Source organism: Hylemonella sp. P2_B10 (genome assembly GCF_056404875.1).
Window position 1 is genome coordinate 1,069,211 of record NZ_JBFUDE010000001.1, and the last position, 15,673, is coordinate 1,084,883.

Annotated in this window: 9 protein-coding genes; 8 read left to right on the top strand and 1 reads right to left on the bottom strand. The window is 66.4% G+C overall.

Going from position 1 to position 15,673, the window contains the following annotated elements:
* Positions 1 to 19 precede the first annotated feature (19 nt).
* Positions 20 to 1,177 carry a mandelate racemase family protein gene (locus AC1DX2_RS05155; protein WP_477195209.1) on the bottom strand — a complete coding sequence of 386 codons (1,158 nt, stop codon included), beginning with the start codon at positions 1,175 to 1,177 and terminating at the stop codon, positions 20 to 22.
* A gap of 189 nt (positions 1,178 to 1,366) precedes the next feature.
* On the opposite strand from AC1DX2_RS05155, the gene AC1DX2_RS05160 reads away from it, so the two are divergent.
* The 8 genes from AC1DX2_RS05160 to AC1DX2_RS05195 all read left to right on the top strand — a co-directional run bounded on the left by AC1DX2_RS05160 (position 1,367) and on the right by AC1DX2_RS05195 (position 15,669).
* The gene (locus tag AC1DX2_RS05160; RefSeq protein ID WP_477195210.1) at positions 1,367 to 2,125 is read left to right on the top strand and encodes a FadR/GntR family transcriptional regulator; all 759 of its coding nucleotides are present in this window, start codon (positions 1,367 to 1,369) and stop codon (positions 2,123 to 2,125) included.
* A gap of 63 nt (positions 2,126 to 2,188) precedes the next feature.
* Positions 2,189 to 5,035, top strand: coding sequence for a TonB-dependent receptor domain-containing protein (locus tag AC1DX2_RS05165; protein ID WP_477195211.1), 2,847 nt, complete (start codon positions 2,189 to 2,191; stop codon positions 5,033 to 5,035).
* Positions 5,036 to 5,128: 93 nt separating this feature from the next.
* Positions 5,129 to 7,000, top strand: a complete 1,872-nt coding sequence (locus tag AC1DX2_RS05170) for a glycoside hydrolase family 28 protein (protein WP_477195212.1) — start codon at positions 5,129 to 5,131, stop codon at positions 6,998 to 7,000.
* 10 nt (positions 7,001 to 7,010) lie between these two features.
* Positions 7,011 to 7,796, top strand: a complete 786-nt coding sequence (locus AC1DX2_RS05175) for a rhamnogalacturonan acetylesterase (protein ID WP_477195213.1) — start codon at positions 7,011 to 7,013, stop codon at positions 7,794 to 7,796.
* A 91-nt stretch (positions 7,797 to 7,887) separates the two neighbouring features.
* Positions 7,888 to 10,542 (top strand): pectinesterase family protein, encoded by a 2,655-nt coding sequence (locus AC1DX2_RS05180; protein ID WP_477195214.1) that lies wholly within the window; start codon positions 7,888 to 7,890, stop codon positions 10,540 to 10,542.
* On the top strand, positions 10,539 to 12,386 hold the full coding sequence (locus AC1DX2_RS05185; protein ID WP_477195215.1) for a glycoside hydrolase family 28 protein: 1,848 nt from the start codon (positions 10,539 to 10,541) through the stop codon (positions 12,384 to 12,386). The genes AC1DX2_RS05180 and AC1DX2_RS05185 overlap by 4 nt, the downstream gene beginning before the upstream one ends.
* 17 nt (positions 12,387 to 12,403) lie before the next feature.
* On the top strand, positions 12,404 to 14,032 hold the full coding sequence (locus AC1DX2_RS05190) for a DUF5060 domain-containing protein (protein WP_477195216.1): 1,629 nt from the start codon (positions 12,404 to 12,406) through the stop codon (positions 14,030 to 14,032).
* A 38-nt stretch (positions 14,033 to 14,070) separates the two neighbouring features.
* Positions 14,071 to 15,669 (top strand): DUF5060 domain-containing protein, encoded by a 1,599-nt coding sequence (locus AC1DX2_RS05195; RefSeq protein WP_477195217.1) that lies wholly within the window; start codon positions 14,071 to 14,073, stop codon positions 15,667 to 15,669.
* Positions 15,670 to 15,673 lie beyond the last annotated feature (4 nt).

The window sequence follows — 15,673 nt, forward strand, 5'->3', positions numbered from 1 at the left end:
GTGCCTTCGCGCGTCAGGGTCAGTAGGTGGCAACCGTGTGGCGTGCGATGTAGTCGAAGTTGATGTCTTCGCCCAGCCCCGACCCCTGGGGCAGCGCGACATAGCCCTGGGCATCCATGGGATCGACGATGGCGTTCAGGTAAGCCGGCACCTCTTCGTAGTCCAGGAAGGGGTGCAGCAGCCCGCGCTCGTACCAGGTGCAGTTGCGGATCGCGCCACACACCGCCAGGTTGGGTGCGCCATTGCCATGCACTTCGCAGTTCATGCCAAAGGACTCGGCCAGGTGCGCCACCTTCATGGTCGGGCCGATGCCGCCGCAGCCGGCCACGCCGGCGCGCAGGATGTCGCTGGCGCCGGCCGTCACCCAGCCGGCGCGGGCGTAGTGCTTGCCCGACAGGCTCTCGGGTCCGAGAACGGGAATGCGCAACTGCTCGGCCAGCCAGACGTAGGAGGCGGTGCTCTGCTCGTTCATCATCTCCTCGAACCAGGCGAAATTCAGCTCCTCCAGCGCGCGGCCAATGCGCAGCGCATCGGTGCGGCTGTACTCGTGGTAGCCATCCAGCATGAGCGCGATGTCCGGGCCCACGGCCTTGCGCACGGCGGTGCAGGCCTTGATGTCCATGCCCGGATCAGGCGCGAAAGCCACGGGCGGCATCCAGGTGTGCAGCTTGATGGCCTTGTAGCCCCGCTCAACCAGCTGCACTGCAAACGCGGCGTACTCTTCAGGCGTGGACAAGCCGCCTTCGAGTTCGTCACCGCACATGGTGCTGCCATAGGCCGGGATCTTGTCGCGGTAACCGCCCAGCAATTGGTACACCGGTGTGCTGAAGGTGCGGCCCACCAGGTCCCACAGCGCGCTGTCCACCGCACCCAACGCCCTGTCGGTCAGTTGCCCGGCGCTGCCGCGCTGCCAGTGCTCCAGCTCGCACCAGAGCTTCTCGCGATGCAAGGCATCGCCACCGACCAGCACGCGGCGCACGAACTGATCCAGCACATGGGGCCGCACCACCTGCGGTGGCGCGAAGCAATGGCCTTCAACGCCGTCGGTGCTGCGCACCGTCAGCAACGCGAGGTGCCCCGTGCCCAGCGGGCCGGGGTGGGAGTGGCCAGCTGCATCCACCGACCGCCGGGTGGGGTGAGTGAACTCTACGGCCTTCACACTGTCGATTTTGATCATGATATTTACATCAGTCGTCTGATGACTTGGAGTGTACACAAATAAATCTAAAAACCCCAACATCTTAGGGAAAACGAGGATAATTTATCCACATCGTCGTCTGACATCTTGGCGCTTACAACCCTATACTAACATCCGTCGTCTGATGATTAGAGCCAAAAACGCATTGACCTTCACACGCCCCACACCATGAGCACAACCTCCTCACAGCCCGCATCCAGCCGCACCCCCAGCCTGTCACAACGGGTGGTTGACGGTGTCAGCGAGAGCATCAACAGCGGCGCGCTCAAGCCCGGCGAACGGGTGCCTACAGAGCCTGCCCTGATGCAGACCTATGGCGTCAGCCGCAGCGTCGTGCGCGAAGCGATATCGCGGCTGCAAGCCGGCGGGTTCCTGCGCACCCACCAGGGCGTGGGCAGCTTTGTGCTGGCGCCCAAAGTGGAGGTGCCGCCACTGGAAGCACCCGGCGCCGAACTGAAGTTGCAGCAGAAGCTGGCCATGCTGGAACTGCGCGTCAGCCTGGAGCCCGAGGCCGCGGCGCTGGCAGCGCAGCGGCGCACGCCCGAGCAATTGGCCGCCATGGAACGCGCGCTGGATGACTTCGACATCCAGCACAGCACCGGCGAGGGCACGGCCGAGGCCGACTTCCGCTTCCACGAGCTGTTGGCCCAGGCCACCGGCAACGAGTACTTCGCACATGTGTTGCGCGCCATGAGCAGCGCCACCATTCCGCGCCAGGTCATCAGCGCCATCCGCCGCGGGCGCGCCCACAAGGCACCACGCTTCGGCGACCCGTCACCCCAACTGCGCTCTGGCAAAGACATCACAGCGCAGGAGCACCGCGCGGTGCTGGAAGCCATCCGCAGGGGCGACGCCGCGATGGCGCGCGCGGCCATGTTCATGCACCTGAACAACAGCCGCGAACGCATGAAGAACACCAGCCGCTGAGCCCGTGCCCGGCGGCACCCCATCCCCCCATCCGCAACAGCAACATTCCACCGGAGACAAACTATGCGCAGACATTCCCGCCCATTGGGCGCCCGCCCCACAGCGATCGCAGGAGCCCTGCTGACCCTGTCCACCCTGCCGCAGCTGGCTTTCGCGCAGGACACACAGGCCGCGGCAGCCATGGAACGGGTCGAGATCACCGGCTCCATCATCCGCCGCTCGGTCAAGGACGAAGCCGCCCTGCCCGTCACCACCGTGAGAGCCGCCGACATGGATGCGCGCATGAACACCGAGCTGAAAGATTTCATGCTGGAGTTGCCACAGGCCAACTCCCTGGGCAGCAATGCAGGCACGGCCGGCCCCATGACCAGCCTGCGCGGCTTTGGCCCCATGCGCACGCTCACCCTGCTCAATGGCCGGCGCATGGCCAAGGAACCCCTGACCGACCAGTACGTCAGCGTCAATGTGATTCCACGCATGGCGCTGAGCCGCGTGGACATCCTGCGCGACGGCGCATCGTCCAGCTACGGCTCCGACGCCATTGGCGGCGTGCAGGCCTACTACACCCTGAACAGCTACAAGGGCGGCGGCATCAAGGTGGARACCATGCAACCGCAGCGATCCGGCGGTGGTGCGACCAAGGCCCTGGGGCTGATCGGCGGTCTTGGCGATCTGGATTCGCAAGGCTGGAATGTCTACGCCGCCTTCGATGTGCAAAAGCGCGACGTGCTGTTGCGTGAGGCACGCCCGGAGCTGACCGACGGCTCGGCGCTGAACGCGCTGGGCATCAGCACCGCACCGGGCCTGGGCGCCAACGCCACGCCAGGCAATTTCACCGACCCGACCAACCCGACGTCATCGCAGCGCACCGTGCGCTGGAACCCGATGTACGCCTCCGGTTGCTTGGCCCCCTACTCGGTGCCCAGCACATCAGGCGGCCGCCAGACCTGCTTCCTGGATGCCAACACGCAGTACACGGCATTCAACAACAAGAACGACATCCTCAATTTCTATGCCCAGGGCAAGTTCCAACTTCCCGGCAACCACCTGATCACGGCCGAATTCAACCACAGCAAGTTCGTTGTCGACCAGTACAACAACCCTGCGGCGCCAACCGTGCGCTTGACCAGCACCCATCCCTACTACCCGGGCAACGGCATCGTGCCGGCCGTGCCGGGCCTGAACCTTGCCGGGCGCCCCATCGATGTGCTGTGGTCGGTGGCCGACGCCGGCCCGCGCATCCGTGACGACAATCACACCAACGACCGTTTCGTGCTCACCGCCGAGGGCGGCGTGTTCGGCTGGGATTACCGCGCAGGCCTGAATATCGGCCGTTCCGAGCGCGAGACGAAAGCCGGCGCCGGCTGGCTGCGGGTCAGCGGCATCGCCACCGTGCAAGGCACGGCGACCACGCTGTTCCTGGATCCCAAGCTCAATCCGTTCGGCCTGCAGAACGCCGCCGGCCTGGCCGTGCTGGCCGGGGCCTCGATGGAGGGGCAGACCCTGCGCCTGCACAAGGCCGAGAACTCTGCCGTCGACGCCACCTTCACCCGCTCCTTGATGAAGCTGTCCGGCGGCGACATGGTGCTGGCCGTAGGTGCTGAAATGCGCCGCGACACCTGGCAGGCCGTTGGCCTGGCAAGCAACGACCTCTCCGCAGCGCTGAACAAGCAGATCGACCTGCTGGGCGGTGACTCCGCCGCCGCCGGTGCCAACTCCAGCACCAGCATCAAGATCAGCCGCGACATCAAGTCGTTGTATGCCGAGCTGGACGCGCCGGTCACCAAGGAGGTGACGCTGAATGCCTCGGTGCGCAGCGACAAGTACAGCGACCTGGGCGAGACCACCGTCAACCCCAAGCTCAGCGTGCGCTGGTCGCCCGCCGCCAATCTGGTGTTCCGCGCTTCAGCCAATACCGGCTACCGCGCACCCAGCCTGCCTGAAATCTACACCAAGGAAACCGAGCGGACGTCGATCCCCGTCTTCAACGACCCGCTGCTGTGCCCCACGGTCAACGGCGTCGCCACGCCAAAGCCAGGCTATGCGCCTGAACTGGTGTGCAGCCTCACGGGTTACAACCAGATCACCAAGGTGCCCAACAATGCCGGGGTCAGCGCTGAAACCTCCCGCAGCATGACCTTCGGTTTTGCCGCTGAGCCGGTCAAGCGCCTGACGATGACAGTGGACTACTGGCGCACGGAGATCAACAACGTCATCGGCAACCGCGCCATTGACTACATGCTGGCCAACCCCAATGCCTACACCAACCTGTTCCTGCGCAACCCCGACGGCACGCTGGGCGTCATGAACGCATTGGGTTCGAGGGATGCCTTGATCAACACGCCTTCCAATGTGGGCGCTGTGCGCGGCGCGGGTATTGACCTGAGCCTGAACTACGTTGCCCAACGGCAAGACTGGGGCACGCTGTCCGGTGGCATCGACGTGGCCTACCTGACCCAATGGGATGCCCGCTCTGAAGGTGTCAACGGCGGCAACTGGGTCTCTGCATTGGGCTTCTACAACGACGTGGTGCCGGTCAATCCGAACGCCGGCATCTCAAACGCCACGCGCGGCATGAACAACCGCTGGCGCCACACGGCCAACGTGGCCTGGAAGGGCACGGACTGGTTTGTGCAACTCTCGCAGCGCTACCAGAGCAAGATTGTTGACCAGAACCTGCCCGCTGTCCTCGGCACAACGCTGTCCCCGCGCGACGTTGCCGCCTACACGCAGTACAACCTGCTGGTCAAGTACACCGGCATCAAGAACGTGGGCCTGTCGTTGGGTGTGAGCAACCTGTTCAATGCGCAGCCGCCAATGACCAACCACAACGGCTACCGCGGATACCTCACCAGCTCTGTGGACGTGCTGGGACGGGCGTATGTGCTGACCGCGGACTACAAGTTCTGAGCGTTCAGGCCCCGTCTTGCCCGCCGCCCCGTGCGGCGGGCAAGCTTCTTCATATGGGACAGCTGCGCAAGCTGCAATTCTTTCAACAAGCTCATGACCACTCCGACCACTCCGCAAGCTGACACCTCCATCGCCAGCCCGCAGCGCCGCGCGCTGCTGAAGGCGGTCACCGCCAGCGGCCTGGCATTGGCCAGCGGGGCCAGCGTGGCCGCACTGGCACCGGGCGACCCCTGGCAGCAGGCCCAGGCCATCATCGATGGCTTTGCCAAGCCGCTGACATTCCGCGACCAGGATTTCCCCATCACCGCCTACGGCGCCGAAGCCTGCAAGGTGGTCCCCGTCACAGCCTGGATATCCTTTGCCAAGGATGCCACCGTCAACACACCCGCACCAGGCGCCAAGGACTGCTATGCCGCCATCAAGGCCGCCATCGCCGCCTGCAACGCCGCAGGTGGCGGGCGAGTGGTAATCCCCGCCGGCGACTGGTACTGCGCCGGCCCCATCGTGCTGCTGTCCAACGTGCACGTGCACCTGAAGGCGGGTGCCCATGTCTACTTCAGCCAGAACCCGGGCGACTACGCCAAATACGGAGACTTCGACTGCGGCAAGAACGGCAAGCTGACCATGGTACGCTGGGAGGGCAATGACCTGCTCAACTATTCGCCGATGGTCTATGCGTATGGCCAGACCAACATCGCGCTGACCGGCGAGGACTGGACCAGCATCCTGGACGGCCAGGCCGGCCTCCAGTTCTCCGACGGACCGGACTGCTGGTGGTCCTGGAAAGGCCGCGAGCGGCTGGAACACGGCGTGGCCATCAAGCACGTGAGGAACAGTGGCCAGACCGAGGTGCACGTCAACCCGCTGAACCCGAAGTCGCTGCGCGAGGTGGCGCCGCACCTGACCGAGGCCGAGGCGGAGTTCATCCAGGGCAAGAACAAGGGCGAGCAATGGCGGCGCGATGCCGACTACCTGCGCGCATTGGCGGAAGCCCGTGTACCGAAAGAAAAGCGCGTCTTCGGTGTCGGCCACTTCCTGCGCCCGCACCTGGTGCAGTTCATCAGTTGCACCAACGTGCTGTTCCAGGGCTACCAGACCAACCACGCGCCGTTCTGGCAGCACAACCCGGTGAACTGCCGCAACGTGCACGTGAAGGGCATCTACGCCAACAGCCTGGGGCCGAACAGCGACGGCTTCGACCCGGAGGCCTGCGACCACGTGCTGATCGAGGATTCCCATTTCAACACCGGCGACGACTGCATCGCCATCGACGCCGGCAAGGGTCTGGACATCCAGTACGGCCCGGCGCAAAACATCGTGGTGCAGAACTGCCGCATGCAGACCGGGCATGGCGGCCTCACCTTCGGCAGCATCATGTCGGGCGGCATCCAGAACGTCTATGCGCAGAACCTGCTGTTCGAGAACATCCACTGGAGGACCGATCCGCTGAACGTGGCCATACGGTTCAAGTGCAGCTTGGGGCGCGGCGGCTTCCTGCGCAACATCCACGTGCGCAACGTCCAGGTGCCCAACGGCATACGCACCACGCCGGGGCTGTACACCAGCCTGCCCGGCTCGCTGGTGCCCACGAAGACGGTGGCAGCCTCGGCCGGCGGCATCATCACCATCGACTGCGGCTACGACGCCATCCTGGACAACGTGCGCACACGACCGCCGGTGGTCACCAACATCCACATCTCCAACGTGAAGGTCGGCAACGTGGCGACCGCCAACGGGCAGTTCTCCAGCTACCAGGCCATCGTCATCATGGGCCCCATCGCCACCGACTACAACGGCCCCCTGCCCGCCCCCACCATCGTGCCGGTGACCGACATCAACGTCACCGACTGCGACCTGGGCACGCCGGCCAACGACAAGCCCATCTACCTGTTCAACGTCAAAGGGCTGAAGCTGAAGAACGTCAAGATCGGTGGCAAGGTCTACAACGAAACGCTGTCGACCTGACATGAGGCACATGCTCCCCGCCCTGGCCTGCGCGCTGGCCCTGGGCGCCTGCGCCAGCCCGTCAGCCACCGAGCTGGCGCCGATCCGCGTGCTCCTGGTGGGTGACTCCACGCTGGCGCCCAACAACGGCTATGGGGATGCACTGTGCCGGCGTTTCAAACCCCAGGTGAGCTGCATCAACCTGGCCAAAAACGGCCGCAGCTCAGGCAGCTACCGCGCCGAAGGCTTGTGGCAGAACGTGCTGGCCCAGCTGGCGGACCGTGGCGCGTACAAGGACACCTACGTGCTGATCGAGTTCGGCCACAACGACCAGCCGGGCAAACCAGGCCGCTCCACCGACCTGAAAACCGAGTTCCCCGTCAACCTGGCGCGCTACGTGGCCGACGTGCGCGCGGCTGGCGGCACACCGGTGCTGGCGACGCCGCTAACGCGGCGCAGCTTTAAAGATGGTGTGCTGGTCAACGACCTGCAGCCGTGGGCTGACGCGACCCGCCGCGTGGCGGGCGACCAGCAGGTCATGCTGGTCGATCTGTTGGCGGCCAGCGCCGCCGCCGTGCAGGCCATGGGCCCGGCCGAGGCGGATACGCTGGCGGTGGAACCGCCGCCAGCGGTTGTGCCAACTGCAACCGCCGACCTCAACCGCGTGGAGAGCGTCACCACCGCCAAGAGCGCTTTTGACCGCACCCACGTCGGCCCGAAGGGCGCCAACTTGTTTGCCGCCATGACGTCGAAACTGCTGCGCACAGGCGTGCCCGCACTGGCGCCGTACCTGCATGCAGAGGACGCCTCCCGATGACCATATTCAGCATCAGCGCAGTCGCGCGCAACCGGACGCGGCCGGCATGAGGCCGGTAACGTGGCAACCGCCCCCCACGGTAGGGGGTGCTGTGGGGGGCGCGCTTGTCACCGCGTTGTTGACGGGGGTGCTGGCCGTCAACACCCCTGCGGCCTTCGCGCAAGACAGCCGCACCGTGGTGGAGCCCAGCATTCCGCGGCAGGCCTGCGCTGTGCTGCTGGCCAGCGCCGCCACCGCGAAGACGCCCGCCGTCAACGACACCGCGCGGCTGCAAAAGGCGCTGGACGCCTGCCCCGCCGGCCAAGCGGTACACCTGGCCACCACCAATGAACTGGTGGCTTTCGTCTCCGGCCCGCTCACCCTGCCCAGCGGCGTGACGCTGGTGGTGGACAAGGGCGCCACGCTGTACGCCGGCACCAACCCGCAGTGGTTCGACAACGGCAGCGGCCAGTGCGGCAAGATAGATCGGCAAAACATCAAGGCCTGCAAGGCGCTGATCACTGTGGCCGACGACGCGCGCGGCAGCGGCGTGATGGGCGATGGCACCATCGACGGCCAGGGCGGCGAGCGCATAGACGGCCAGGACGAGACCTGGTGGCAGTTGGCGCGCCGTGCCCAGGCCGAGAACGGCTACCAGAACGTGCCCCGGCTGATCGTCTCCAAGGGCGCGCGCGAGTTGACGCTGTACCGCATCACGCTGCGCAACTCGCCCAACTTTCACGTCTGGGTGCAGCAGGCCGACGGCTTCACGGCCTGGGGCGTGACGCTGGATTCGCCGCCCAAGGCACGCAACACCGACGGCATAGACCCGGCCTCGTCGCGCAACGTCACCATCGCCCACAGCATCCTGCGCACCGGCGACGACAGCATCGCCATCAAGGGCGGCAGCCTGGGCCCAACCGAGAACGTCTCCATCCTGCACAACCGCTTCTACAACGGCCACGGCATGTCCATAGGCAGCGAGACCAACGGGGGCGTGCGCCGCGTGCTGGTGCAGGACCTGACCATGGAAGGCAGCGTGTCGGGCCTGCGCATCAAGAGCGACGTGTCGCGCGGCGGCCTGGTCAGCGAGGTGAGCTACCGGGATGTGTGCCTGCGCAACGTCGCCACGCCGATAGAGTTCGACACCTACTACACGCGCGGCGCCAAGGGCGACCGCATACCACAGTACACCGGCATCAGCTTGCAGCAGGTGCACAGCCTGACACCCGGGCGCACCGTGCTGCGCGGTTTTGATGAGGCGCACCCCCTGGCCGTGCGGCTGGATGACGTGGCGATTGCCGGCGCCCCGCCCGCCAATGAAAAGCCCGCCGAGTTCACCACGTTGCAAGGCAGCATCGCCCGCACCGTCAGTGCCGCGCGCCAGGCGGAATGCGCCCAGCGGCTGGTGCCCTTCCCGGAGCCGCAAGCTGTCAACCGCCGCCCGCAGCTGAGCGACGAACAGGCCGCACGCTACAGCGTCACCGAGGTGCTGAAGTACGCCGGCAGCGTGGCGCAGGAGCGGCTAGACCCGTGGGACCCGATGGCCGACCCACTGGCCAACGGCGCTGCGCTGCTGCAAGCCGACTACACCGTGGACGCCGCTGCCACGCCCGACGGCCGCACGCGGTTTGTCAGTATCCAGGCCGCCATCCACCACGCGCTCGCGCAAGCCAACGCCGCGCCGGCAGACGGTCCGCGACGGCGGGTGGTGATTGCAGTGAAGCCCGGCACCTACAACGAACTGGTGTACGCACCGGCCCACCCCAGGCTGGCCATCACCTTGCTGGGCGGGGATGCCGATGCCAGCCGCACCCGCGTGGTCGCCAGGCTGGATGCCGCCACCACCGGGGCGGACTATTGGCATCGGCATGGCGCGCAGTTCAAGGATGCGCCGCCCGAGGTGCTGGCCATGGTGGCCACGCTGAAGGACAAGCCCACCCTGTCCACCATGGGCTCGCCCACCGTGTGGGTGCAGATGGACGGCTTCCAGGCCAGGAACATCACGTTTGAGAACGCCTACTATGAGCAACCTCAGCCGCCCGGCCAGCACCAGGCGGTGGCGCTGCTGTTGGATGGTGCGGACAAGGTCCAGTTTGAAGGCGTGCGCCTGCTTGCCTGGCAGGACACGCTGTACCTGCGCGCCAGCGCACCAGGCGCCACAGCGCGCAGCTTCTTCCACCGCAGTTTCATCCAGGGTGATGTGGACTTCATCTTTGGCGACGCGGTGGCCTATTTCTACCGCAGCGAGATCAGGTCCATGGGCGCGCGCGTGCAGCATGCCGAGGCCACCGCCGCCAGCACCCATGTGCTGGCGCGCTACGGCTTTGTCTTCAACGACAGCAGCTTCACCCACGACGGCAGCCCGGCCGCGCTGGCCGGCAAGATGCACCTGGGGCGTCAGTGGTTTCGCGGAGCGCGCTGCACACCTTATGCCAGCATGGTAACGCCAGCGGGTTATGTGTGCGCGTTCGGCGACAGCGATGGCTTCCAGGCGCCCAAGGGCAGCATCTCCAGAGGCCCGCTGGAGGCTGTGGGCAAGGTGGCCATCCTGAATTCGCGCCTGGGCCCGCACATCAACCCGGTACAGCCTTGGTCGGATTGGAACCGCAATGGCACGCCCTCCTACCGCCCCGTGCAGTACGACATGGAGGGCTTCACCGCCAACCTGCGCGCCGCCGGCATGGACCCGGTGCGCCAGCTGGGCCACAGCCCGCGCGCGCTGGATCCCTTCCTGGCCGAATACCGCAACACCCCCTTGCCATGACACACACCTCACACGCCACCAACCCGCAACGCCGCCGCCTGCTGCTGGGCAGCGCCAGCGCCACCGGCCTGGCGCTGGGCGAGGCCTTGTGGCCCACCACGGCCCTGGCCGCGTTCGAACCGGGTGACCCCTGGCGCCACGCGCAGGCGATTGTGGACCGTCTGTCGGTGCCGCTGCGTTTTCCCAAGCAGGACTTCAACATCACCACCTATGGCGCCAAGCCCTGCGCGGTGGTGCAGGTCAGCGGCTGGGTGGCCAAGGATGAGCCCGGCCTGCTTCCCACCCCGGCCAAGGATGCCGTGGATTGCCATGCCGCCATCAGGGCAGCCATAGAGGCCTGCAATGCCGCCGGCGGCGGCCGTGTGTTGGTACCCGCCGGCAACTGGCTGTGCGCCGGGCCCATGGTGCTGCTGTCCAATGTGCATGTGCACCTGGCGGCGGGCGCGCAGATCTACTTCAGCCCCAACCCGGCCGACTATGCCAAGTACGGTCCGTACGACTGCGGTGCCAATGGCCGGCTGGTGATCTCGCGCTGGCAGAGCAACGACTGCCTGAACTACGCGCCCATGGTGTATGCCTACGGCCAGAACAACGTGGCGCTGACCGGCGAGGACTGGACCAGCATCCTCAACGGCCAGGGCGGCACGCCGTTCAACGACGAAGGCCACTGCTGGTGGCACTGGAAGGGCGAAGGCTCAGCCAAATCAGGTCGCGGCACGCCAATGAACGAAAACCTGGAGAACCCGCTGAACCCGGCCAGCCTGAAGGCGCTGGCCCCCAACCTCGACCCCGACCTGCAGCGCCTGATACTGCAGGCCAACAAGGGGCGCTGGCGCACCGACAATGCCTTTTTGCCCGCGCTGTCCGAAGCCGGGGTGCCGCTGGCTAAACGCGTATTCGGCCAGGGCCACTACCTGCGGCCCTGCATGATCCAGCTGATTGGCTGCACCAATGTGCTGCTGCAGGGCTACCAGGTCAACAACGCGCCGTTCTGGCAACACCACCCGGTGCACTGCCGCAACCTGGTTTTGCGCCGCGTGCACGCAAACAGCATGGGCCCGAACAGCGACGGCTTCGACCCCGAGGCCTGCGACACCGTGCTGGTGGAGGGCTGCACTTTCCACAGCGGTGACGACTGCATCGCCATCAAGGCCGGCAAGAACAACGACACGCAATACGGCCCGACGCAGAACATCGTCATCCAGGATTGCGTGATGAACAGCGGCCACGGCGGCGTCACCCTGGGCAGCGAAATGGCCGGCGGCATACAGAACGTGTTTGCGCAAAACATCGAATGCCGCAACGCCTACTGGGCCACGCACCCGCTGTGGACTGCCATACGCCTGAAGACCAACATGAACCGCGGCGGCTACCTGCGCAATTTCTTCGTCCGCAACATCACGCTGCCCAACGGCGTGCAGACCACGCCCAACTTCTACAACCCGCTGCCCGGCTCGCCGATACCACCCAAGAGCGTGGCCACCTCGGGCGGCGCGGTGATCACCTTTGACTGCGACTACGCACCCGCCGCCGACGGCGTGCGCATACGCCCGCCGGTGGTGACCAATGTGCACATCTCGAACGTGAAGGTCAGCAATGTGCCCGCGCGCGGCAACCACAGCTGCTGGCAGGCCTTCCTGGTGCTGGGGCCGGTGGCGGCCGGCTACAACGGCCCGCTGCCTGCGCCGGCCGTGCCGCCGGTGGTGGACGTGACCATCGCCAACTGCGATTTCGGCAGCCCGGCCAACGCGGCCCAGCCCTGGTACCTGTACAACATGCGCCGCCTCACACTGGACAACGTGACCATAGACGGCAAGCTGTACAACACCGTACTGTCGGCCTGAATCAGGACTCAGACACCATGCCACTGTTGGACCGTCGCAAGCTGTTGGCGCTGGCCTCGGCCAGTGCCGCTGGCGTGCTGCATGCGGGCCCGGCGACCGCCCAGGCTGCTCCGGCCAACAACAGCGCGTCCAGCGCGCCTGCGCCCACAGGCACCCACACACCCCAGTGGGACATTTTCGAGCTCACGCTGCCCGGCCCCGACACGGGCAACCCGTTTCGCGAGGTGGACTTGCGCGCGGTGTTTTCGCAAGGCCGGCGCCAGATCGAGGTGCCGGGTTTCTACGATGGCGCCGGCCGGTACAAGCTGCGCTTCATGCCGGACCAGCCCGGCACCTGGCGCTACCAGGTCCACAGTGCCACAGCGGCACTGAACGGCCATAGCGGCAGCTTCCAGTGCACGCCGCCACGCCCCGGCATGCACGGTCCGGTGGGCGTGCACCAGATGCTGCATTTCGCCCATGCCGACGGCACGCCCTACCTGCCCTTCGGCACCACCTGCTACGCCTGGCTACACCAGAGCGAGGCCTTGCAGCGGCAGACGCTGGCCACACTGGCGGCCTCGCCCTTCAACAAGCTGCGCATGTGCGTGTTTCCCAAGCACTACGAGTACAACCACAACGAGCCGGGGCTGTACCCTTTCGAGCGTGATGCGGCCAGCGGCAAGAGCGACTTCAGCCGCCCCAACCCGGCCTTCTATCGCCACTTGGAGGCGCGGCTGACCGAGTTGCGCAGCATGGGCGTGGAGGTTGACCTGATCCTGTTCCACCCCTACGACCGCTGGGGCTACGCCAGCATGTCGGCGCAGGAAGATGACCATTACCTGCGCTACCTGCTGGCCCGCTTGTCGGCACACGCCAACGTGTGGTGGTCGCTGGCCAACGAGTTCGACCTGATGAAGGCCAAGACGGTGGCCGACTTCGACCGCCTGCTGTTGCTGACCGCGCAGCTGGACCCGTACAGCCACCTGCGCTCGGTGCACCACTCGCGCACGCCCTACGACACCGGCAACCCTGCGGTCACCCATGCCAGCCTGCAGACCACGGATTTCAGCAAGACGGCCGGCTACTTCGAGACCTGGCGCAAGCCGGTGGTGTATGACGAGGTGCAGTACGAGGGCAACCTGAACCGGCGCTGGGGCAACCTGTCCGGCCCCGAGCAAACCTGGCGCTTCTGGCGCGGCATGGTGGCCGGCGCCTATGTGTCGCACGGCGAAACGCTGCTGGACGCCGACGCGCCCATGAGCGAAGACACCACGCCCACGCTGTGGTGGTCGCACGGCGGCACACTGCGCGGCAGCAGCCCGCCGCGCATCGCATTCCTGCGCACCCTGCTGCAGGGCATGCTGACGCCGTTGCCCGGCGGCCCGGCGCTGCGCCCCGGCCTGCAGGCGGTCAAAGACCCCTACTACCCTTGCGCATCGGTACTGCAGGCCGATGGCAAGACGGTGGCGGCCCAACTGTACTTTCTGGACTACCACCAGCCTGTGTGGTACGAGTTCGCATTGCCCGAGGGGCGCTTTGGCGCCGAGCTGATCGACCCCTGGGCCATGCGCATCACGCCGGTCTCCGGCCCATTCAGCGGCAAGGCCAAGCTGCAACTGACCGGCCGGCCCTACCAGGCGGTGCGCTTCACGCGCCTGGGCTGACGAAGATGCAGCCCGATGTACCGCCCACCCACACCACCATGTCCTCTGACCTGAACCGCCGCCATGCCTTGCTGCTGGGCAGCGCCGGTGCATTGGCGGCGCTCGGCAGCGTGCCCGGTGCCATGGCCGCGCCTGCTGCTGTGCCAGAGCAGACACCCCAATGGGACATCTTCGAGATCACGCTGCCCGGCCCCAGCCAGGGCAACCCGTTTCGCGAGGTGGAGCTGAAGGCGGTGTTCACGCTGGAGCAGCGCCAGATGGAGGTGCGCGGCTTCTACGACGGTGCCGGCCAATACAAGCTGCGCTTCATGCCCGATGAGCCGGGTGATTGGCGTTACCGCACCCTGAGCAATGTAGCGGCGCTGAATGGCCGCGTCGGTCAACTGCGTTGCATGGCCGCGCGCGCCGGTGTGCATGGGCCGGTGGGCGTGCGCGACACCTACCACTTCGCCCACGCCGACGGCACGCCTTTCCTGCCCTTCGGCACCACCAGCTACGCCTGGAACCACCAGAGCGAGGCGCTGCAGCGGCAGACGCTGGCCACGCTGGCGGCTTCGCCCTTCAACAAGCTGCGCATGTGCGTGTTCCCCAAGCACTACGACGATGCGCACAACGAGCCGCCGCTGTGGCCCTTCGAACGCACGCCCGGTGGTGGCCATGACGTCAGCCGCCCCAACCCGGCCTTCTTCCGCCGCCTGGAGCAGCAGGTGAGCGCTCTGGCGGCGCTGGGCATCGAGGCCGACCTGATCCTGTTCCACCCGTACGAGCGCTGGGGCTTCAACAGCATGAAGGCCGAGGACGACCACCACTACCTGCGCTACGTGCTGGCGCGCCTGTCGGCGCACCGCAACGTCTGGTGGTCGCTGGCCAATGAGTTCGACTACATCAAAGCCAAGAGCACGGCCGACTTCGACGCACTGTTCCGTACCGTGGCCAAGGACGACCCCTATGGTCATCTGCGCTCCATCCACCACGCCGGGGCTATGTACGACTACACCCGCAACTGGGCCACGCACGCCAGCCTGCAGCGCTTTGATTTCCAGAAGACCGCCGGCTACCGGGCCGCCTGGGGCAAGCCGGTGGTGTGGGACGAGGTGCAGTACGAGGGCAACATGAACCGGCGCTGGGGCGACCTGTCGGGCGAGGAGCAGACCTGGCGCTTCTGGCGCGGTGTCATCGCCGGCAGCTACGTGGGCCATGGCGAAACCGTGATGGACCCGACTGTGCCCTTCGCCGAGGAGTCCAACTCCACGCTGTGGTTGTCGCAAGGCGGCAGCCTGCGCGGCAGCAGCCCGCCGCGCATCGCCTTCCTGAAGAAGATCGTGCAGCAGACGCTGGCCGGCGCCTCCGGTGGTCCCCGTCTGCGCCATGGCTTGCAGCCGGCGGCCAACCCCTACTACCCCCATGCCACGGTGCTGCAAGCCGATGGCAAGACGGTGGCCGCAGTGCTGTATTTCCTGGACTACCACCAGCCCATCTGGTACGAGTTCCCGCTGCCGGCGGGCCACTTCAGCGCCGAGCTGATCGACCCCTGGGCGATGACCGTGGCCCCGGTGGCAGGCACCCACAGCGGCAAGGCGCGCCTGCGGCTGACAGGGCAGCCTTACCAGGCGGTGCGCTTCACCAAGGTGGGCTGAATGG